This window comes from Endozoicomonas sp. ALB115 (genome assembly GCF_049310245.1).
GTDB lineage: Bacteria > Pseudomonadota > Gammaproteobacteria > Pseudomonadales > Endozoicomonadaceae > Endozoicomonas.
Map to the genome: position 1 here is coordinate 1 of NZ_JBLYZG010000025.1, position 19388 is coordinate 19388.

The following is a 19388-nucleotide window of genomic DNA, read 5'->3' on the forward strand; positions in this document are numbered from 1 at the left end:
AAGGATTGCGTCCCCTTCGTCTAGTGGCCTAGGACACCGCCCTTTCACGGCGGTAACAGGGGTTCGAGTCCCCTAGGGGACGCCACTTATTCTCTGACCAGAGAGCAGGAATTGAAGAATCCTTAATATCTTCACTGCGGGAATAGCTCAGTTGGTAGAGCGCAACCTTGCCAAGGTTGAGGTCGCACTTTCTTGTGACAAGATCGAACCTCGTTTCCCGCTCCAAATCTAGAGTTCAAGTGGCTTGATGTTGCTTGGATCAGAAGGATTGCGTCCCCTTCGTCTAGTGGCCTAGGACACCGCCCTTTCACGGCGGTAACAGGGGTTCGAGTCCCCTAGGGGACGCCACTTATTATCAAAATGTTGTATTTGTTATCCAGAATGGCATAATGCGACAGGTTGATATGGGGCTATAGCTCAGCTGGGAGAGCGCAACACTGGCAGTGTTGAGGTCAGCGGTTCGATCCCGCTTAGCTCCACCATTTCTATTGCGGTAATTACTCGGTTGTTAGACCACGCTTTTTCCAGGGTGGCGTCACGCTTTCTTGTGACAAGAGTGCATGCTTTTTTCCAAATCTAGAGCTTAAGTGATGACTGCATCATTTAAGTCAGGAGGTTTTGCGTCCCCTTCGTCTAGTGGCCTAGGACACCGCCCTTTCACGGCGGTAACAGGGGTTCGAGTCCCCTAGGGGACGCCACTTATTCTCTTTCAGAGAGTCGGGGCTGAAAAAATCTTAAAATCACCTTCGCAGTCAGAATAGCTCAGTTGGCAGAATACAGCGCTTGCCAGCGTTGAGGTAGAACTTACTTGTTACAAGAGTCAGCCTCATTTAAACATCCAATCAAAAAAAATCAGCCTGATGGCTGATTTTTTTTGTGTGAATTTTCTTGTTCCCCTTTACCCACCAATCCTTTGTCTTACTCTGACTTGGATCGATCTCTGGCTTAAGTGAGCCTTAACGAGTCTGGGACTGACGTCTCTGCTTTTTCAGAGCTTTAAAGCCTTCTTTCAGTAAATCAACCAGCTTAAAGTCATTCTTGGCCGCATACACCTTGAATTCCCTGGAAAACTCAGGGGATACTCGGAAGCTGAGCCCGACCCATTCATCATTGGATGATTTGGCTTGCTGCTTAGTTTTTGTGGTGGTGCTTTTGGGTTGTGCTTTCTGTCTGGGCATGGTCTTCCCCCATTCTTTTTTGTTTAGAGTTGTGTGGATTTATCGTCAAAAGTACTAAAGAGTTTAGAAGAAACGGGGGATTTCGCTGCTTTTGATGTTTTGAGAGGGGTGATTTTGGCTTGAGAGGTTCTGGCGAAAGGTGATAGACACCGGCAAATGCCGGTGCCTAGGAGCCTGTCCGAGAATAGACTGCCCTACCGGCAACTGCTCCTGCGTTGCTCTAGCTCCTGCATCCATGCAGTCGTGCGGTGGCAGCAAATTGGTCTAAAAAGTCGGAAATTTTTAGTAAATAGAACCGCTATTCACTAAAAATTTCCGACTTTTTATCCTTAATTTTCTGCCATCCTCGCTACGGGGTCGCCTAGACGGGCGCTATTCTCGGACAGGCTCCTAGCTCTGATTACAGCACGTCGATGCTGTTCAGGTCATTATGGGCTTGCTCAAGACGGGAGATCATGGACTCCTGGCCAGCTCGCAGCCAAACCCGTGGGTCGTAGAACTTCTTGTTTGGCTTGTCGGCACCCTCAGGGTTGCCCAGCTGGCCCTGCAGGTAAGCTTCGTTCTTCTTGTAGTAGTTCAGAACGCCTTCCCAGCACGCCCATTGGGTGTCTGTGTCGATGTTCATCTTTACTACGCCGTAAGAGACGGATTCACGGATCTCTTCCAGGGTAGAGCCAGAGCCGCCGTGGAATACGAAGTTCAGTGACTTGGCTGGAATGCCGAACTTCTCAGAGCAGTACTTCTGGGAGTTGTCGAGAATCTTCGGTGTCAGTTGAACGTTACCTGGCTTGTATACGCCGTGAACGTTGCCGAAAGAAGCGGCGATGGTGAAGCGGTGACTGATCTTGCTCAGAATTTCGTAAGCGTAGGCTACGTCTTCTGGCTGGGTGTACAGCATGGAGCTGTCCATGTGAGAGTTGTCAACGCCGTCTTCTTCACCGCCAGTGCAGCCCAGTTCGAACTCCAGTGTCATGTCCATCTTGGCCATACGCGTCAGGTATTCGGCGCAGGTGGCAATGTTTTCTTCCAGAGACTCTTCAGACAGGTCGATCATGTGCGAAGAGAACAGTGGCTTGCCGTGCTGCTCGTAAAACTCTTCACCCGCAGTCAGCAGAGCATCGATCCATGGCAGCAGTTTGCGTGCGGCGTGGTCAGTGTGAAGGATTACAGGGATGCCGTAAGCTTCAGCAACTGCGTGGACGTATTTTGCACCGGCAATGGCACCCAGGGCACCGGCAGGGTCAGTCTTCAGGCCTTTACCTGAGAAGAAGGACGCACCACCGTTGGAGAACTGAATGATAACAGGAGACTTCACTTTTGCCGCAGCTTCAAGAACTGCGTTGATTGAATCGGTACCAACAACGTTCACTGCTGGCAGCGCAAACTCACCGGCCTTGGCAGCTTCAAAGATTTTCTGAACGTCATCGCCGGTAACTACGCCTGGCTTTACCAGGTCCAGGATTTTTTGGGACATGTGGCTGATTCTTCCTCGATCAGGGGTTAACAGTGTGTTTCAGTTTGAGTACCGTGTCTGGTCAGGACTTCTATTCTTGCAGCTGCCTGAACATATGTAGTTAACCAAATGAAATCATATATTTCTGACTAAGTTGTCAGTCACTCTGCGGCGTTGCAACTCCGGTCACATAGCTACGGCTATGCTCCCTACGTTGCGCCTTGCATAGCAACTGCCCACTTAGCCAGAAATATACGATTCCATTTGGCCAACTACTTAGCGACATAACCGAATCGTTCGGCATTTTGTCATCAGGGCTGAGAAATTCCGGATTAGACACTTCAAATCCTTGCTAATGATACGGAAAGGTTACAACAGGTAAAGCCTTTTTTCCTGATTAATAAAAAACTATGGCGGGGGGATTTTATAACTGTTGTTTATTGTTGTCTGTTTCTGTTTTTTTCAATGTGGTTGTGTTTTTTTCAGTGGCCGGATTTTGAAAGTGTTGTTTCAGTTTATTGGTTTTTATTGAGAAGGCCGTTTTTTAACAGTTTTTCCGAAGATTTAGTCTGGAAAAAAGCATGTCAATGTATGAATGCTGTTGATCTATTTTGGTCCTCTTTTGGCAAAAAAAATCAATAGTGGTTTTTTGATTTGAATCAGTTTTTTTGAGGTTTTCTTGTGTTGTAATGCTGAAGACAGAGAGCGATATATACCTTAAGTCAAATAAAAAATATTTTTAAATAATTATTTGGAATAAAAATTTTGTGATACCCAATGAACTTGCAAAGCCTAACGCAGGCAATTTTATCGAAGTTGAGAGTTTACCAATAAATGGCAATGGTCAGGCATTAATACTCAGGATGCACTATCTTGAGGAGGTTGAAATAGAAGACGGAGACCTGATGATTGCCAGCTTATTAAACAGCATTTCTATTCTGGGCAAAGATATAAAAAAACAGCCTCGGAATAATAGATAGTTTTTTTAAAGGTTATCTTGGTTAACTACTAGATAGAGGGCGATAATCATGGCCGGAAAAAAGCAGGCTGGAAAAACTGTAAATAAAGATGCAGTTGTTCAGGATGTTGATGCTCAGATTAATGCGTTAATTGAGCGGGCAATGGTGGCAAGGGAGAAGTTTCTCAAGCTGACTCAGGAAGATGTCGACAGGGTCACCAGGGCTATGGCTCTGGCGGGTCAGGCAGCTCATATGGAGCTGGCTCGAATGGCTGTTGAGGAGACCGGTCGTGGTATCCTGGAAGATAAGGTGACCAAAAACATCTTTGCCACCGAATATGTTTACCACTCCATCAAATACGATAAGACCGTAGGCGTTATTGAAGACAACGCCGAAGAAGATTTCATGCTGGTTGCTGAGCCTGTAGGCATTGTGTGTGGGGTGACTCCGGTGACTAACCCGACCTCCACCACCATGTTCAAGTCCATTATTTCTACCAAAACCCGTAACCCGATTATTTTTGCCTTCCACCCCTCCGCTCAGAAATGTTCCAGTGAAGCTGCCCGGATTGTTCGCGATGCGGCGGTTGCGGCCGGTGCCCCTGAAGACTGTGTGCTGTGGGTCGAGTACCCTTCCATTGAAGCGACTCAGAAGCTGATGACGCACCCTGAAGTCGCCGTTATTCTGGCGACCGGTGGCTCCGGCATGGTGCGCGCAGCCTACTCTTCCGGTAAGCCTGCCCTGGGCGTAGGTTCTGGTAACGTACCTTGCATTATTGACCAGTCTGCAGATATCAAGCAGGCCTGTAATGACCTGGTGATGTCCAAGAGCTTCGATAATGGCATGATCTGCGCTTCTGAGCAGGCCGCGATTGTGCATCAGGCGGTCTATAAAGCGGTGGTCAAAGAGCTGAAGTCCCAGAATGTTTACTTCACTACGCCAGAGGAAACCAGTCGACTGGCTGAAGTTGTCATTCATGACGGGCATGTCAACAGTAAGATTGTCGGTATGAAGCCGTCTTATATTGCCGAACTCGCCGGTATCAAGGTGCCTGGGAATACTCGTATTCTGGCTGCAGAAATTGAAGGTGTCGGTCCTGAGTTTCCGCTGTCCCGGGAAAAGCTCTCTCCGGTTCTGGGAGTGCTTAAGGCGAAAGATAACCATCATGCTGTTGAGCTGGCGGATCAAATGCTCAATTTTGGTGGTCTTGGACACTCTGCCGTGTTGCATGCCCAGGATAACCAGGTGATTGATGAGTTCTCTCTGGCCATGAAAGCCGGTCGTATCATTATCAACTCACCCAGTACCCACGGTGCCATTGGTGATATTTACAACACCAATATGCCTTCCCTGACTCTGGGTTGTGGTACCTACGGTGGTAACAGTACCACCTCCAACGTATCTGCGGTAAACCTGATCAATGTCAAGCGTGTTGCCAAGCGCCGGGTCAACATGCAGTGGTTTAAGCTTCCCAGAAAGATTTACTTCGAGGCCAACTCTCTTCAGTACCTTGAAAAGATGCAGGACATCTCTCGTGTATTTATTGTTACTGATGAGATTATTCAGTCCCTGGGTTATGTCGATAAAATCCTTTACCACCTGAGAAAGCGTACAACGCCGGTTCAGGTTGAAATTTTTAATCAGGTTGAGCCTGATCCAAGTCTGGAAACCGTCCGCAATGGTGCCCGGGAAATGGCACGGTTTAATCCGGATGTGATTATTGCCCTGGGCGGTGGTTCACCCATTGATGCAGCCAAGGGAATGTGGCTTTTCTATGAACAGCCGGATGCTGACTTTGCCGGTATGGCCCAGAAATTCCTGGATATCCGCAAGCGCGTCTACAAGTTCCCGCATCTGGGTAAGAAGGCGAAGCTGGTTGCGATTCCGACCACTTCCGGTACCGGTTCTGAGGTAACGTCCTTCGCTGTTATTACCGATAAGGAAAAAGGGGCCAAGTACCCACTGGCTGACTATGAGCTGACTCCGGATGTGGCCATTATTGATCCTAACCTGGTACTGACTGTTCCGAAGAAAGTGACAGCAGATACCGGCCTGGATGTGCTGACTCACGCCATGGAAGCTTATGTGTCGATCATGGCTTCAGATTACACCGATGCTCTGGCGATGAAAGCGATTCAGCTGGTCTTCGATTATCTGCCGCAGTCTTATGAAACCGCTGACCGAAAAGCCCGCGAGAAAATGCACAATGCGTCCTGTATTGCCGGCATGGCATTTGCCAACGCCTTCCTGGGCGTCAACCATGCGATTGCCCATAAGCTGGGTAATGAATTGCATATTTCTCACGGCCAGGCCAATGCGGTATTATTGCCTCACGTGATTGAGTATAACGGCTGCCCTAATCCCACCAAGGTGGCATCATTCCCGAAATATCAGTATTACATTGCCCACGAGAAGTATGCTGAGATTGCCAAAATGCTGGGCCTGCCCGCCAAGACGCCGGAAGAGGGCGTTAAATCCCTGGCCAATGCGGTTCGTGATTTGATGAAGCGCCTGGATATGCCTGCGTCCCTTCAGGAGATTGGTGTGGATGAGTCGCTGTTCAAGAGTAAAATCAGCATGCTGGCTAACCACGCCTTTGAAGATCAGACCACAACGGCGAATCCTCGTTTGCCATTGATTTCCGAGCTTGAGGCACTGCTCACCAAGGCTTATTACGGCAAATAACCTTCGTCTGAAATAGGTCGTATGCCTCTAATCAGAGCTTGGTTAGAGGCATTTTTTTTTAAGTAGTTGTTATTGGCTGTGGGTTAGTCCATCCCAGAAGGCTTTCATTTTGTCCATCAGAGACTGGCCTGCATCTTTTGCCTGTGTGGCAAGTTTTCCCGCTGACTCCTTGCCTTGTTCCAGTTCACAGGCAGTTCGCTCTCCCAGGCATTGTGCTTTGCAAGTGCTGTTGTCCTGCTCATTGATAAGACTCGATGCCTTGCATTTGGCTGCACAAACCGATTGCTTTTGCTCGCAATTCAGCACTTCGGCGGTGATCGTGGAAGAAAAAATCAGCATCCCGACAATAAATAGCTGTTTCATAAAAGACCAATATTAATAAACGATAAGAAGAATGATATTACCAGTTTACTTGATGTTGAGGGTCTGGGTATCAGCAGAAAAATCGATTTGTTGTGTTCTGTGATGTTATTGAGTGTTTAATTTTTTTGGGCCTGTTTCTGCGGTTATATTTTTTATTTATAAAAAATGAAATATTTGATGAATCTAATCATAACCAGTCAGATTGCCTGGCGTTTAAAAATGACTGATTACAAAAAAATTACATTTTTCTGGTGGTGAAAGGATCATACATTTACTGATGTCTTGCTTTCTGTCTTGTAACTATGTTTTTTTGGTTGTTGTTTTTTGATGGGATGGAACAGTTGTCTCTGTTGGTGTGCTTGTTAATGGATTATATTGCTTAAAATTGGTTTTTTTTGTTTTTTTGCTTTCAACCCTGAGTTACGGCAGCTTTGAGATATTTTAAGCGTATCTCTTCAGATACGTAGGTGGTTTCTGTCGTTTTTTTATTGTTGAATAGTTCGTCAGAGTCTTGTGATTAGAACTCTGTGGTCACCGATTCATGTTCATATTTGATAATGTCGATAAATAAGATCTTGCATTGGTGTAGCGGTGAGTGGGCCTGTAACGGGCTTGACTAGGGGGATTACAGTCCGCATTATCCATTTAGGTAAAGGTGCTGATCTGAATGTATGATGACAACGGATCTTGCTGACTGGCTAAGACAGCGTAATAGCGTGGTTCGTTGGGAGTACATATAAGAATTCGGAATCAATCAAAACTGTGACGGCTTTGCTGAATTCCGGTTTTTCGATCAAACTCTATATCACACTGGTGACCTATGAAGCTAACCAGTGGCTTCGACAATCGGTTGATCCCGGATGAGAAGCGGTGTGAAATTATGTGTTATGTATTGTTTTATTTTGCATATTTGTAACTTCGTACCACCAAGAAGTCAACCCTTGTCCGTAAGTTTATGTGCTTCAGGGATACAAGTCCTGTGGAGTGGATTTCGAAATGCGACAGCTAATCAATGTTGTTGTTTGTTTTTAGTGGTGCTGTGACTGGGTAAAATCTGTGATCTGCCGTTAAACCCTGTAGTTAGGTGTTTGGGGTTTGCGATAGGTGTATTTACTGTGCTGCATTCGCTGACGAAATCCTTTTTACTAGAGGCAGGGCGGTAATTCCGCTTTGATTAACGGTATTGGAGACATCATGATCAAGATTGCTATTAATGGCTACGGCCGTATCGGTCGCAACGTACTGCGCGCACTCTACGAAGCTGGCCGTCGCGATGAATACCAGATTGTTGCCATTAATGATCTGGGTGACACCAAAATCAATACTCACCTGACTAAGTACGACACCGTTCATGGCCGTTTCAACGCACAGGTTGAAGAAGGCGAAGGTGCTCTGTTCGTAAACGGTGATGAAATCAAGACTTTCTCTGAGCGTGACCCTTCCAAGCTGCCATGGGGCGAGCTGGGTGTTGACGTTGTCTTTGAATGTACTGGTGTTTTCCGTTCCAAAGATTCCTGCAAGCCACACCTGGATGCTGGTGCCAAGAAAGTTATCATTTCTGCGCCTGGCTCAAACGTTGACGCTACCATCGTTTACGGTGTGAACCACGACACTCTGACTGCAGATATGACCGTTATTTCTAACGCATCCTGCACCACTAACTGTCTGGCTCCTATCGCCAAGCCTCTGAACGATGCTCTGGGCATTGATAAGGGTCTGATGACCACTATCCACGCTTACACCAACGACCAGCGTCTGAGCGATGTATACCACTCTGACCTGTACCGTGCCCGTGCCGCTGCCATGAACATGATTCCAACCGCTACCGGTGCTGCTGCTGCTGTGGGTGAAGTTGTTCCTGAACTGAAAGGCAAGTTCGACGGCATGGCGGTTCGCGTACCGACCATCAACGTCTCTCTGGTGGACCTGAGCTTCGTTGCTGCACGTGAAACCACCGTTGAAGAAGTGAACGAAATCATTGCTATTGCTGCCAAGTCCAACCCGGCCATGGCAACTGTTCTGTCTGTGAACAACGAAGAGCTGGTTTCCATGGACTTCAACCACAGTCCGTTCTCTTCCAACTTCGATGCTACTCAGACTCGTGTTCTGGGCAACCTGGTTAAGGTTATGTCCTGGTACGACAACGAGTGGGGCTTCTCCAACCGTATGCTGGATACGGCCAAGGCCCTGATGAACGCGTAAGGCATTCACCCAGTGAACTCAACACAGGCTCGTTTAACGGGCCTGTGCTGGTTACGATAAATGATATACGTTGGCTGTTGGTAAACAAAGAGAAGACAGTGCTACGGGGCAAGATGGCTCCTATACTCTAACGGCACTTTCTTCTTTTGTTTGCACTCCGTTCAATACATTTGTCCTGCAGAGCAGAGGTGTACAGGTTGTGAACGGCTGCCATGCACATCATTAATCCATTAAGTAGTTGGCCAAATTTCATTTGGTTAACTACTTAAGGCCTGTCGCTTGCTGTAATGACTCCGGTGGAGGCTGAAGGCTCCCACGACAGCGGCGGGTTCACAAGCGAGAGGATTATTATGCTCAGACGCACAAAAATTGTCGCAACCCTGGGACCTGCAACAGAATCTGAAGAACAATTGCAAAAGCTTATTGAAGCTGGCGTCAACGTTGTTCGCCTCAACTTCTCCCACGGTGATCCGGAAGATCACAAAGCCCGTGCCAAAACCATTCGTGAAATTGCTGCAAGGCTGAACCGTCCGGTTGCTATCCTGGGTGATCTGCAGGGGCCAAAGATTCGCATTGGCCGTTTCCAGAATGGCAAGATTCACCTTCCGGATGGCGCAACCTTTCACCTGGATGCCAGCCTTCCCATTGATGACGGCGATGAAACCCAGGTGGGGCTCGGTTATAAAGATCTGCCAAACGACTGCAAGGTTGGTGACATACTGCTGCTTGATGACGGGCGGATCAGCCTGGAAGTCATGGCTATTGATGGTCCGAGCATAAAGACCAAAGCGATCAATGGCGGTGAGCTGTCCAACAACAAGGGCATTAACCTTCAGGGTGGTGGTCTTTCTGCGGCGGCATTAACGGAAAAAGATAAGCAGGACATTCTTCTGGCGGCTGAGCTGGAAGTGGACTATCTGGCAGTATCTTTTGTCCGTCATGCCAGCGATGTTGAAGAAGCCCGTCGTCTACTCCATGAAGCTGGCGGAACCGCCGCTATACTGTCCAAGATTGAGCGGGCCGAGGTGGTGAACGACCATGACCTGCTGGCTGAAATTATTTCCGCATCCGATGCCGTGATGGTTGCCCGTGGTGACCTGGGTGTCGAAATTGGTGATCCTGAGCTGATTGGTGCCCAGAAGCACATGATCAGTGAAGCCCGTCGTCTGAATAAACCGGTCATTACCGCCACTCAGATGATGGAGTCCATGATTCACAACACGCAACCAACCCGGGCAGAAGTGTTTGACGTCGCCAATGCGGTACTGGATGGCACTGATGCCGTGATGTTATCCGGTGAAACCGCCACCGGTAAGCGCCCGGATGAAGTGGTCAAGGCCATGAGTCGCATTTGTCTCGGTGCTGAAAAACAGTCCGTTGAGTACATGACGGAGCGCCGCATTGGTCAGTTTACCAATATTGATGAGGCCATCGCTCAGGCAACCCTGTTTGCAGCTAACCATCAGAGTGACATTAAGGCCATCGTCTGTCTGACGAAAAGTGGTGCCACACCGCTGTGGATGTCCAGAATCAATACCCGCCTTCCTATTTTTGCCCTGACGCGTTACCAGACTACCGAGCGCCGGGTTGCCCTGTATCGTGGCGTGGAAGCGGTGGCTTTTGACAGTGGTACTGAGTACGGCCCGGAAGTCAATGGACGTGCAATTAATGTCCTCAAAGAGCTTGGTCTTTTGGAAGCAGGCGACAAGATTATTCTGACCAAAGGCGAAAGTCAGGAAATCGAAGGTGGTACCAACACCATGCAGATTATCAGCGTAAGCTGAGTCAACAGAACCTATTTATTTCTAATTGCTTTACCAGCAGTTAGGCACTTGGAAGGAGAAGAGCCTGGCATGACCGAATTAAAGAGAGTCGGAGTTTTGACTTCCGGGGGCGACGCTCCCGGTATGAATGCGGCCATCCGTGCCGCTGTTCGTGCCTGCATTTACTACGGTATTGTTCCCGTAGTGATTCAGGAAGGCTACAAAGGGTTGATTGAAAACCGTATGGAAGTGGCGGATGCCCGGACGGTTGCCAATATCATTAATCAGGGGGGGACCTTCCTGAAATCAGCCCGCTGTCAGGAGTTCCGCACCAAAGAAGGCCGTGTAAAGGCTTACGAAAATGCCCGGGCTGCTGAGCTGGATGGTTTGGTGGTGATCGGTGGTGATGGTTCATTCACCGGTGCCATGCTGCTGGAAGAAGAGCATGGTCTGCCCTGTATTGGCGTTCCCGGTACCATCGATAATGACATTTACGGGACAGACTTCACCATCGGTTATGACACAGCCCTGAATACCGTTGTCGAAGCCATCGATAAGATTCGTGATACTGCAACTTCTCACAACCGCCTGTTCTTCATTGAAGTGATGGGCCGTGATGCCGGCTTTATTGCTCTGAACACGGGTATTGCTTCCGGTGCAGAGGATATCCTGATTCCTGAGCAGGAAAAGACGGTTGAAGTGTTCATGGAATCTTTGCAGAAGAGTGGCCGTGCGGGCAAAACCTCCAGCATTATTGTGGTTGCTGAAGGTGATCGCAGTGGCGGTGTTTTTGAACTGTCCCGCGCTGTGGAAGAAAACTTTCCTGAATATGAAGTGAAGGTTACCGTGCTGGGGCATATCCAGCGTGGTGGCAAGCCTACCTGCTTTGACCGTGTTCTGGCCAGTCGTCTTGGTGTTGCTGCTGTAGAAGCGCTGCGCAATGGCGACAGTGGTATTATGGTCGGCGTTCGTGACCAGCAGGTGGTGAAAACCCCGCTGGAAAGAGCAATCAGTAAGCACAACCAGATTGACAATCACCTGATGAAAGTGGCTGAAATCGTTTCGGTTTGATTCTCTGGTGTCCAATGGTTGAATGCTGATCAGCAGATGACTAAAGTTCTTTAAGTCGGAAAAGCCTCTGAACAAGAGGCTTTTTGCTTTCCTCCCAGCCGGTATCAGCCGGTCCCGCATCTGTGAAGCGATCTCATGCCACGAGCAAGCTTCACAGAAGATTGTTGTAACAGCCGCAGGTAACAGTTATGGCTATCTTTGACTCTCTCAAAAAAAGTCTGGGCTTTGGCTCGAATGAGGGAACAGTCCTGAAGGCACCTTTGACGGGTAAGATTGTTCCCATAGAGGACGTTCCGGATCCGGTGTTTGCCGACAAGGTGGTGGGAGATGGTCTGGCCATTGGTCCAACCGGGCATATTATGGTCGCGCCCTGTGATGGTGTGATTGGCAAGATTTTTGAAACCAATCATGCTTTCAGTATGGAAACCCCCTCGGGCGTTGAGCTGTTTGTCCATTTTGGCATTGACACCGTGGAGCTGAAAGGGGAGGGCTTTAAACGGATAGCGACAGAAGGGCAGCGGATTAAAGCGGGTGATCCTGTGGTTGAAGTGGATCTTACTTTGCTGAAGGAAAAGGCGAGAAGTGTGGTAACGCCCATTGTGATCTCCAATATGGATGATGTCAGTCATCTGGAGAAGTCCACAGGGAATGTGCAGGCTGGGATTGATACGCTGTTGACTGTATATATGAAGTGAGTCGCTTTCAATGATGGCCAGCCAGACTGGTTTGGCCATTGACAAAAGTCCGCTTATACAAAAACCGTTCAGGCAGGAAAAGTGTCGCGCAGAAACACGACAAAGTCAGTTTTTTGGCATAAATGAAGGGATTTTCATTTGTTGAAACCTGGCTATGTTTTCAGCAAATTCTGGTGCGTCCTTATTAGCCATTGCCATCTCAAGGTCGAAAGCGTCAACTTTCAGATCATCACCAACGACACTGTTGAAGCTTTCTACTGCCTGTTTAAAGTTTGCTTTAGCCACATTAAGGTCAGATTCAAACGCTATGTGAGTATTACTTCTATGACTCAGGTCCTGTAACTCATTTTTACACTTTTGCATCTGTTTCAGGGTATCGCAAAGGTTGGTGAATTTTTTCTCAGTGTCTGGATTTTTGAGGGCCAGATCTATTGGCTGCTCAACACTCTCTTTTCTCTCCGTGCTTGACATAAATGCAGGGATTTTCATTTGTTTATATTTCGCTGCGTCTTCAGCAAATTCTGGCGAGTGTTTATTTGCCATTGCCATCTCAAGGTCTGATGCGTCAATTTGTTTATCCGCACTGACGGATTTATTGAAGCTTTTGACCGCCGCTTTATAGTCTGCTTTAACCAGCTGAACTTCAAGACTGCACACTCGGAATTCTTCCGTACCGCGTGTCAGGTTTTGTAAGTCATTTTTATAAGATTGCATCCGCTCCAAGGTAGAGCAAAGGGTGTCAAAATTCCTTTTGATGGTGGCTGGATTGGCCTGCTTTGCTGGCTGCTCAACATTCTTGCCTCTTGCTGGTTTGTCACTGATGGTTGGGCCGTGTTGCTGTGTTGGCTTGTACTTTTGGGCGTGTCTGTCCCGGATGCTGGTTTTTTCGGGTGTTGACGAAAAACGGGATAACAGGGATGACAGGAATGACTTGAATGTATTTGTTGTTGTGACCTTAAACCCGCGAAAGTCTCCCTCTGATTTATTGGTTTCCGGAGTTTTAACGTCGTTGATTGTCGGTGTCAGGTTGACAGGTTGATGGCCGCCGCCGACTCCATGCATCGCAGTGTCTCCCCAGCACAATTAAGAAGATAGTGAAATATAGTCTATTTGTCGGCTTGTATGGCTAATGAATGAGTGCAAGCCAGAAGGTATCTTTGACGGAATGAATGTTCCCATAAAGGATGTTTCGAATCCCGTGTTTGCTAGGAGGCTGACCGAGAATAGACTGCCCTACGCGGCAACTGCTCCTGCGTTGCCCTAGCTCCTGCATCCATGCAGTCGTGCGGTGGCAGCAAATTGGCCTAAAAAGTCAGAAATTTTTAGCAAATAGAGCCACTATTCACTAAAAATTTCCGACTTTTTATCTTCAGTTTCTCGCAATCCTCGCTACGGACGCTTAAGTCCGACAGGCTCCTGGCGCTTAAGTAGATCAGTTTTCATTTTTTCAAACTTGGCTAAGTCTTTAGCAGATTCAGGCGAGCGTTTTTCCTCCGGCACCTGTAATGCGTCAATATCAATTTTCAGTTGAGGGCCCACCGTTTTATTGAATTTTTGCTGGGCACGGGTACCCTTTTGTTTGGCACCAGCCATGACATTTTGACATTCAGTGATCTGTGCCTTGACTTCCGTGTGTCGCGGGCCATTGACTGCCCCGGGAATCCTCAGAAGCCTGTCGTTAGTGCTATAAAGCTCTGACAGTTCTTCTTGTAACTGTTGTATTTTCTCCAATTCCTGGTTGATTTGAGAAAAGAGTTTCATGGACTTTGGGTTATTACTTGCCTTTTTCAAAGCCTGCTCAAAATCCTGGCTGATGTCTTTGATGCCGTCGTTATCCCTCTCATTAAACAAGGGGTGCAGGGCGGAGGCGAGCACGGTGATATTTCGTGAAGCAAGCTTGGCGTTGTCGGGGATTGATGAATAATTTGCAGAGAGAATATTTCTTACACCTTTAACAACGGTGACTTTGAGCTGGCCAAAAAAGCCTTTGTCAGTCTGGGCATTGCTGTCGTTTGCTGGTGCCAGATTGGCGAGCTGCTGAGTGCCTCCTACTCCATGCATGCGCTTATCTCCGCGATAATTATGAAAATTTTTCTATCGGCTGATTCCTGTCATTCATAAGCACCGCCAGAAGTCCTGAGGCCAGGATGCTTCTGGCGTGATTCCCTTATCACATGGTTTTCATTGCCTCCTGCATTTCGGTACGGATATTGCAGGACTTGGGCCCGAAGATCGCCTGCATATTATGGCCAACTACCACAACTGCGGTTGCGCCCAGTTGTTTTATCCGGTCAATATCGGCATTTTCTGTATTGTTAACGGTGACTCTAAGGCGGGTAATGCAGGCATCCAGGTGTTTAATATTGCCTTGACCGCCAAACGCATTAATCAGGTTAACGGCCAGCTCGCTGGATGGCCCGACATTGACTTCGCTGTCACTTTCATCTTCGCGCCCGGGCGTTTTCAAGTTAAGTGCCAGAATCAATACCCGGAAAATAACATAGTAAAGAACGGCATAGAGTGCCCCGAGAATAATGATCCAGACAGGTTTGGTGGCAATGCCGAAATAGAGCACATAGTCGATCAGGCCATTGGAAAAGGACATGGCCATCTTGATGTTCAGATAGTTGGTGATGGTGTAAGCCATGCCAGCCAGCAACGCGTGCATACCATAGAGCAGCGGAGCAACAAACAGGAAAGAAAATTCAATGGGCTCTGTGATGCCTGTCAGTAACGAGGTCAGTGCTGCAGAGATCATGATACCGCCAGCTTTTGCCCTGTTTTCCGGTTTTGCACAATGCCACATGGCAATGGCAGCAGCAGGCAAACCAAACATTTTGAACAGATAGCCGCCGGCCAGAAAACCGGCGGTTGGGTCTCCGGCAAAGAAGCGGGCAATATCGCCATTAAATACCGTACCGGACTCGTCAATAAATTCACCCATTTCCATATGGAAAGGCACGTTCCAGATGTGGTGCAGGCCAAAAGGGATGAGTAGCCTTTCGACAAAACCGTAAACAAACCCTGCCGCCTCCGGGTTTTCATTCACTGACCAATGGGAAAAGTTATTGATAACGGATTGGACTGGAGGCCAGATAAAGCTCAGCAGAATACCAAGGAAAATGGCACCAATGCCGGTAGCAATGGGGACAAACCGTTTACCGGCAAAGAAACCAAGATACTCCGGTAACTGAATTTTGTAGTATCGGTTAAACATCACTGAAGCCAGTATCCCGACAATGATGCCACCAAAGACGCCGGTATCAATGGTACTAATGCCCATCACCGATGAGGGTTCAAAGCCCAGTTGATTGGCCATGATACCCATGGTGCCGAGCATAATGACAAAGCCAACGACAGCAGCTACTGAAGAAACACCGTCGTTTCCCGCCAGCCCTATGGCCGTACCAATGGCAAAAATCAGCGGCAGATTGCTGAATACGGCACCGCCGGCATGGGCCATAATGCTGGAAATCAGGTCCGGTATGAACGAAAACCCTGCACTGCCCACGCCCAGAAGAATCCCGGCTACAGGCAGTACGGCAACTGGCAGCATTAATGCTTTACCAATTTTTTGCAGCGTACCGAAAGTACTTTTGATCATGAGGGTGGCTCCGGAAAGGGATTAACCGGTCAGACCGCTTCTTGGATAGTAACCGGTCAACTGCAACACCTGCCCGTTATAAATGGCGACGGAGTACAGATACCCTGCTGCAATCAGATTGAGTCAGTCTCGGTTAGTGTTGGAGGAGAAAAACAATAGTCCATAAGAATAGACCAACTGGATGCTTTACTAAGGAGCTTGTCAGATTCTGTTGGTTCGTAGATGAAGCTATTAACAGACGGGTAGGTATATCTCGAAATAACTTGATCTGGATCAAGTGATCGCGTGCGGCTTTTACGTATAATTCAAAGCGTGCACTGGATCAACGAGAGCAGGTCAAACAACAAGAAATGCCCTGCTCCGGGTCTGGGTAGTCAACACCACAGCATGGAAATTAGAATAGAAGCGGGAGCATCAGGGTGGCAGTCAATAAAGCTCAGGTTTGAGGGGACCTGGGCTTTTTTTTATCTTTCCAGAAAATGTTACGATTATTAACGGATGTGAGTATTATTAATCAAATGTAGTTTCCCTGCCCCTGTTGGCAATAAGTCAGATTGGGGCTGAGCAATGGAGCTGATGGATTCATGCAATATCTGATTACCGGTGGTACCGGGTTTATTGGGCGCCGACTGGTTCATCGTCTGCTTAATGAAGGGCATCAGGTGGTCGTGTTGAGTCGTCAACCGGCTAAAGAAGTTCGTCTGCAACTCTCTACCCGGGTAAAGCCTGTTTCCTCGCTATCCGCTGTTAATCCAGCCTCGTATTTTGATGCGGTGATTAATCTCGCCGGGGAGGGCATTCTCGATAAAAGATGGAGCCAGGCTCGCAAAAAGACCCTGCTGGATAGCCGTATTGGGGTAACGTCAGAGCTGGTGGACCTGATTGAGCGGATGGAAAATAAACCGGGCTGTTTCATCAGTGCTTCTGCAATCGGATATTATGGCTTCTCCCGTCCCGGCGAGGAGCTGGATGAGTCCGCAGAAGTGGGCAGTGACTTCGCGGCAACCCTTTGTGATCGCTGGGAACAGGTGGCCAGGCGCGTTGAGACGTTGGGGGTTCGCACCTGTATCGTCAGAATCGGTGTGGTGTTGCACCCCAGTGGCGGAGCGTTGCAGAAGATGCTACCTGTTTTCCGTCTGGGGCTGGGGGGGCCAATTGGCAATGGCCGACAGATCATGTCCTGGATACACATGGACGATATGCTCAATGCATTGCTCTATCTGGTAAACCATCCGGAAACAAAAGGGGTTTTTAATGCCGTTTCCCCGGAGATTCTGACCAACAAGGCATTTGCCAAAGAGCTTGGGCGTGCGGTTCGCCGACCGGCCATCTTGACCACGCCAGAAAGTGCTCTTGCGTTGATGCTTGGAGAGTCTGCACAGTTGCTAACGGAAGGGCAGGCGGTGACGCCCAGGCGACTTCAGGAAGCAGGCTTTACCTTCGCTTACCCCAATGCCAGAAAGGCTTTGGCATCACTGCTTGCTTACCTGCGATAAACGCTCCTCACTGGCCGGGGGCGTTTCTTATCCTGATCATTGCAGACCGTGTAAATAAATTAACGGTCTCAAAGATTTTTTTATTATAAGATTTCATAACTGATTATAGATATCTCAAGGCTGAGAACCATGACTCAGGCATTGGCCATCAAGAATTTAAAAAAAGTATACGACGACGGGTTTGTTGCTCTGAAAGGGGTTGACCTGGAGGTCGAGAAAGGCGACTTTTTTGCCTTGCTGGGTCCCAATGGTGCCGGTAAATCAACCACCATCGGCGTGATTTCATCAATGGTCCGAAAGTCTGCCGGGAGTGTCTCTGTCTTCGGCCATGACATTGAGCATGACCTGGTTCGGGCCAAGCGTTCCCTGGGGGTAGTGCCCCAGGAATTTAATTTTAACCAGTTTGAAAAAGTTGAAGACATCCTGGTCAGTCAGGCTGGCTATTATGGCCTTTCTGCCAGGCAGGCCAGACCCCGTATTGAGCACTACCTGAAAAAACTCGGCTTGTGGGATAAACGCTTTACCCAGTCCCGAATGCTGTCGGGCGGTATGAAGCGACGTTTGATGATTGCCAGGGCGTTGATCCATGAACCTGAATTACTGATTCTTGATGAACCCACCGCAGGCGTGGATATAGAGCTGCGTAGAAGTCTGTGGGAGTTTATCAAAGAGATCAACGACCAGGGCACTACGATTATTCTGACTACCCACTATCTGGAAGAGGCGGAGCAACTCTGTCGTAATATTGCCATCATCGATCAGGGGGAAATCGTGGAAAACACCAGCATGAAACGGCTGCTCAGCCTGTTGCAGAAGGAAAGCTTTGTCCTGGATTTGCGCCAGCCTATTGAACAGATACCGGTGTTTTCAGGCTATAAGGTGAACAAAATTGACAATAACTCCCTGGAAGTTGAAGTGGATAAGAATACGGGCGTGAACGATCTGTTCCGACAGCTGAGTGAACTTAAAATAGAAGTCGCCAGCATGCGAAATAAAAACAACCGACTGGAAGAGCTTTTTGTCAATATGACCAACGGTGCCTTGAAAGGTGAAAGTGCAACGGGAGGCGAAGCGTGATGTCAGGCTTGGAACATGGGGGAAGTCGGGGATTGCCAGAAAGGCCGCAACACAGTGAGTTTCGTTATCACTGGGTTGCCTTTGTCACCATCTTTGCCAAGGAAGTGCGGCGCTTTATGCGAATCTGGCCGCAAACTCTGTTACCACCGGCGATTTCCATGGTGCTCTATTTTGTTATTTTCGGGGCGGTGATTGGTTCGCGCATTGGTACCATGAGCGGCTTCAGTTATATGACTTACGTTTTGCCCGGGTTGATCATGATGTCGGTGATTACCAACAGCTTCAGTAACGTGGCCTCCAGTTTTTTCAGCAATAAATTTCAGCGAAGCATTGAAGAGGTGCTGATATCTCCCGTGCCCAACTGGATCATTCTGGCGGGTTATGTGCTGGGAGGGGTGGCCCGGGGTGTGATTACCGGGGCTATCGTCATGGGGTTGGGCCTGTTTTTTGTTGAGCTGGATATCCATGATGTGTTTGCAACTTTACTGGCCGTGGTCATGACCGCCACCCTGTTTGCCCTGGGAGGGTTTATCAATGGCATTTTTGCCAGAAAGTTTGACGATGTATCCATTATTCCGACCTTTGTATTGACGCCCATGACCTACCTTGGTGGTGTCTTTTACTCCATCGAAATCCTGCCCGAATTCTGGCAGAAAGTCTCTATGCTGAATCCGATTCTCTATCAGGTGAATACCTTTCGCTATGGACTTCTGGGGGAGGCAGGTGGTGTTGATACCCGCTTTGCTTTTGCGGTAATGTTGCTGGCGATATTGTTACTGGGTGCTTACAGCTTGCACCTGCTGAAAACGGGTCGAGGTCTGAGAAGTTGATGGTTGTTGGCA

General features: G+C 48.3%; 15 protein-coding genes and 5 tRNA genes. 14 read left to right on the forward strand and 6 right to left on the reverse strand.

The annotated features are described in order from the left end of the window. Positions 1-9 precede the first annotated feature (9 nt). The 5 genes from ACO6VE_RS12485 to ACO6VE_RS12505 all read left to right on the forward strand — a co-directional run bounded on the left by ACO6VE_RS12485 (position 10) and on the right by ACO6VE_RS12505 (position 698). Positions 10-85: transfer RNA gene (locus ACO6VE_RS12485), tRNA-Glu, on the forward strand. A 51-nt stretch (positions 86-136) separates the two neighbouring features. Beyond that, positions 137-225 (forward strand) — tRNA-Gly (locus ACO6VE_RS12490). A 47-nt stretch (positions 226-272) separates the two neighbouring features. Further along, positions 273-348: transfer RNA gene (locus ACO6VE_RS12495), tRNA-Glu, on the forward strand. Between the two features lie 58 nt (positions 349-406). Next, positions 407-482 (forward strand) — tRNA-Ala (locus ACO6VE_RS12500). A gap of 140 nt (positions 483-622) precedes the next feature. After that, positions 623-698, forward strand: a tRNA-Glu gene (locus ACO6VE_RS12505). 258 nt (positions 699-956) lie between these two features. Here ACO6VE_RS12505 and ACO6VE_RS12510 read toward each other — a convergent pair. Together ACO6VE_RS12510 and fbaA are read right to left on the reverse strand one after the other, a co-directional pair. Continuing rightward, complete coding sequence (locus ACO6VE_RS12510; protein WP_422461586.1) at positions 957-1178, reverse strand: hypothetical protein; 222 nt, start codon at positions 1176-1178, stop codon at positions 957-959. A gap of 400 nt (positions 1179-1578) precedes the next feature. Next, a complete protein-coding gene (gene fbaA / locus ACO6VE_RS12515) occupies positions 1579-2652 on the reverse strand; it encodes a class II fructose-bisphosphate aldolase (RefSeq protein WP_422461588.1) in 1074 nt (357 codons plus the stop codon). Between the two features lie 746 nt (positions 2653-3398). On the opposite strand from fbaA, the gene ACO6VE_RS12520 reads away from it, so the two are divergent. Beyond that, positions 3399-3611, forward strand: coding sequence for a hypothetical protein (locus ACO6VE_RS12520; protein WP_422450274.1), 213 nt, complete (start codon positions 3399-3401; stop codon positions 3609-3611). A gap of 48 nt (positions 3612-3659) precedes the next feature. Beyond that, a complete protein-coding gene (gene adhE, locus ACO6VE_RS12525; protein ID WP_422461590.1) occupies positions 3660-6275 on the forward strand; it encodes a bifunctional acetaldehyde-CoA/alcohol dehydrogenase in 2616 nt (871 codons plus the stop codon). A gap of 69 nt (positions 6276-6344) precedes the next feature. Here adhE and ACO6VE_RS12530 read toward each other — a convergent pair whose 3' ends face one another. Beyond that, entirely contained in the window at positions 6345-6638 is a 294-nt protein-coding gene (locus tag ACO6VE_RS12530; RefSeq protein WP_422450276.1) for a hypothetical protein, read from the reverse strand. Between the two features lie 1191 nt (positions 6639-7829). On the opposite strand from ACO6VE_RS12530, the gene gap reads away from it, so the two are divergent. The 4 genes from gap (at position 7830) to crr (ending at position 12369) form a co-directional block, all read left to right on the forward strand. Then, positions 7830-8840 (forward strand): type I glyceraldehyde-3-phosphate dehydrogenase, encoded by a 1011-nt coding sequence (gene gap / locus ACO6VE_RS12535; RefSeq protein WP_209200596.1) that lies wholly within the window; start codon positions 7830-7832, stop codon positions 8838-8840. Between the two features lie 350 nt (positions 8841-9190). Further along, positions 9191-10624, forward strand: coding sequence for a pyruvate kinase (pyk, locus tag ACO6VE_RS12540; protein WP_422450277.1), 1434 nt, complete (start codon positions 9191-9193; stop codon positions 10622-10624). 69 nt (positions 10625-10693) lie between these two features. Beyond that, the gene (gene pfkA / locus ACO6VE_RS12545) at positions 10694-11674 is read left to right on the forward strand and encodes a 6-phosphofructokinase (protein WP_422450278.1); all 981 of its coding nucleotides are present in this window, start codon (positions 10694-10696) and stop codon (positions 11672-11674) included. A 188-nt stretch (positions 11675-11862) separates the two neighbouring features. Continuing rightward, on the forward strand, positions 11863-12369 hold the full coding sequence (gene crr, locus ACO6VE_RS12550; RefSeq protein WP_422450279.1) for a PTS glucose transporter subunit IIA: 507 nt from the start codon (positions 11863-11865) through the stop codon (positions 12367-12369). A gap of 105 nt (positions 12370-12474) precedes the next feature. Here the strand turns inward: crr and ACO6VE_RS12555 are convergent, their stop codons facing one another. From ACO6VE_RS12555 to ptsG, 3 genes are all read right to left on the reverse strand, one after another. Further along, positions 12475-13083: a hypothetical protein gene (locus ACO6VE_RS12555; protein ID WP_422450280.1), complete on the reverse strand. Its 609-nt coding sequence runs from the start codon at positions 13081-13083 to the stop codon at positions 12475-12477. Between the two features lie 675 nt (positions 13084-13758). Continuing rightward, a complete protein-coding gene (locus ACO6VE_RS12560) occupies positions 13759-14430 on the reverse strand; it encodes a hypothetical protein (protein ID WP_422450281.1) in 672 nt (223 codons plus the stop codon). 109 nt (positions 14431-14539) lie between these two features. After that, on the reverse strand, positions 14540-15973 hold the full coding sequence (ptsG, locus tag ACO6VE_RS12565) for a PTS glucose transporter subunit IIBC (protein ID WP_422450282.1): 1434 nt from the start codon (positions 15971-15973) through the stop codon (positions 14540-14542). A 584-nt stretch (positions 15974-16557) separates the two neighbouring features. On the opposite strand from ptsG, the gene ACO6VE_RS12570 reads away from it, so the two are divergent. The 3 genes from ACO6VE_RS12570 (at position 16558) to ACO6VE_RS12580 (ending at position 19376) form a co-directional block, all read left to right on the forward strand. Next, complete coding sequence (locus ACO6VE_RS12570) at positions 16558-17469, forward strand: TIGR01777 family oxidoreductase (RefSeq protein WP_422461591.1); 912 nt, start codon at positions 16558-16560, stop codon at positions 17467-17469. Between the two features lie 129 nt (positions 17470-17598). Beyond that, a complete protein-coding gene (locus ACO6VE_RS12575; RefSeq protein WP_422461593.1) occupies positions 17599-18546 on the forward strand; it encodes an ABC transporter ATP-binding protein in 948 nt (315 codons plus the stop codon). After that, positions 18546-19376, forward strand: a complete 831-nt coding sequence (locus tag ACO6VE_RS12580) for an ABC transporter permease (protein ID WP_422450285.1) — start codon at positions 18546-18548, stop codon at positions 19374-19376. Before ACO6VE_RS12575 ends, ACO6VE_RS12580 begins: the two co-directional genes overlap by 1 nt. Positions 19377-19388 lie beyond the last annotated feature (12 nt).

Bases quoted from the DNA above. Each gene is read 5' to 3' on its own strand.
- ACO6VE_RS12510 (WP_422461586.1), bottom strand. From the start codon at position 1,178: ATGCCCAGACAGAAAGCACAACCCAAAAGCACCACCACAAAAACTAAG.
- fbaA (WP_422461588.1), bottom strand. From the start codon at position 2,652: ATGTCCCAAAAAATCCTGGACCTGGTAAAGCCAGGCGTAGTTACCGGC.
- adhE (WP_422461590.1), top strand. From the start codon at position 3,660: ATGGCCGGAAAAAAGCAGGCTGGAAAAACTGTAAATAAAGATGCAGTT.
- ACO6VE_RS12530 (WP_422450276.1), bottom strand. From the start codon at position 6,638: ATGAAACAGCTATTTATTGTCGGGATGCTGATTTTTTCTTCCACGATC.
- pyk (WP_422450277.1), top strand. From the start codon at position 9,191: ATGCTCAGACGCACAAAAATTGTCGCAACCCTGGGACCTGCAACAGAA.
- pfkA (WP_422450278.1), top strand. From the start codon at position 10,694: ATGACCGAATTAAAGAGAGTCGGAGTTTTGACTTCCGGGGGCGACGCT.
- crr (WP_422450279.1), top strand. From the start codon at position 11,863: ATGGCTATCTTTGACTCTCTCAAAAAAAGTCTGGGCTTTGGCTCGAAT.
- ACO6VE_RS12555 (WP_422450280.1), bottom strand. From the start codon at position 13,083: ATGCAATCTTATAAAAATGACTTACAAAACCTGACACGCGGTACGGAA.
- ACO6VE_RS12560 (WP_422450281.1), bottom strand. From the start codon at position 14,430: ATGCATGGAGTAGGAGGCACTCAGCAGCTCGCCAATCTGGCACCAGCA.
- ptsG (WP_422450282.1), bottom strand. From the start codon at position 15,973: ATGATCAAAAGTACTTTCGGTACGCTGCAAAAAATTGGTAAAGCATTA.
- ACO6VE_RS12570 (WP_422461591.1), top strand. From the start codon at position 16,558: ATGCAATATCTGATTACCGGTGGTACCGGGTTTATTGGGCGCCGACTG.
- ACO6VE_RS12575 (WP_422461593.1), top strand. From the start codon at position 17,599: ATGACTCAGGCATTGGCCATCAAGAATTTAAAAAAAGTATACGACGAC.
- ACO6VE_RS12580 (WP_422450285.1), top strand. From the start codon at position 18,546: ATGTCAGGCTTGGAACATGGGGGAAGTCGGGGATTGCCAGAAAGGCCG.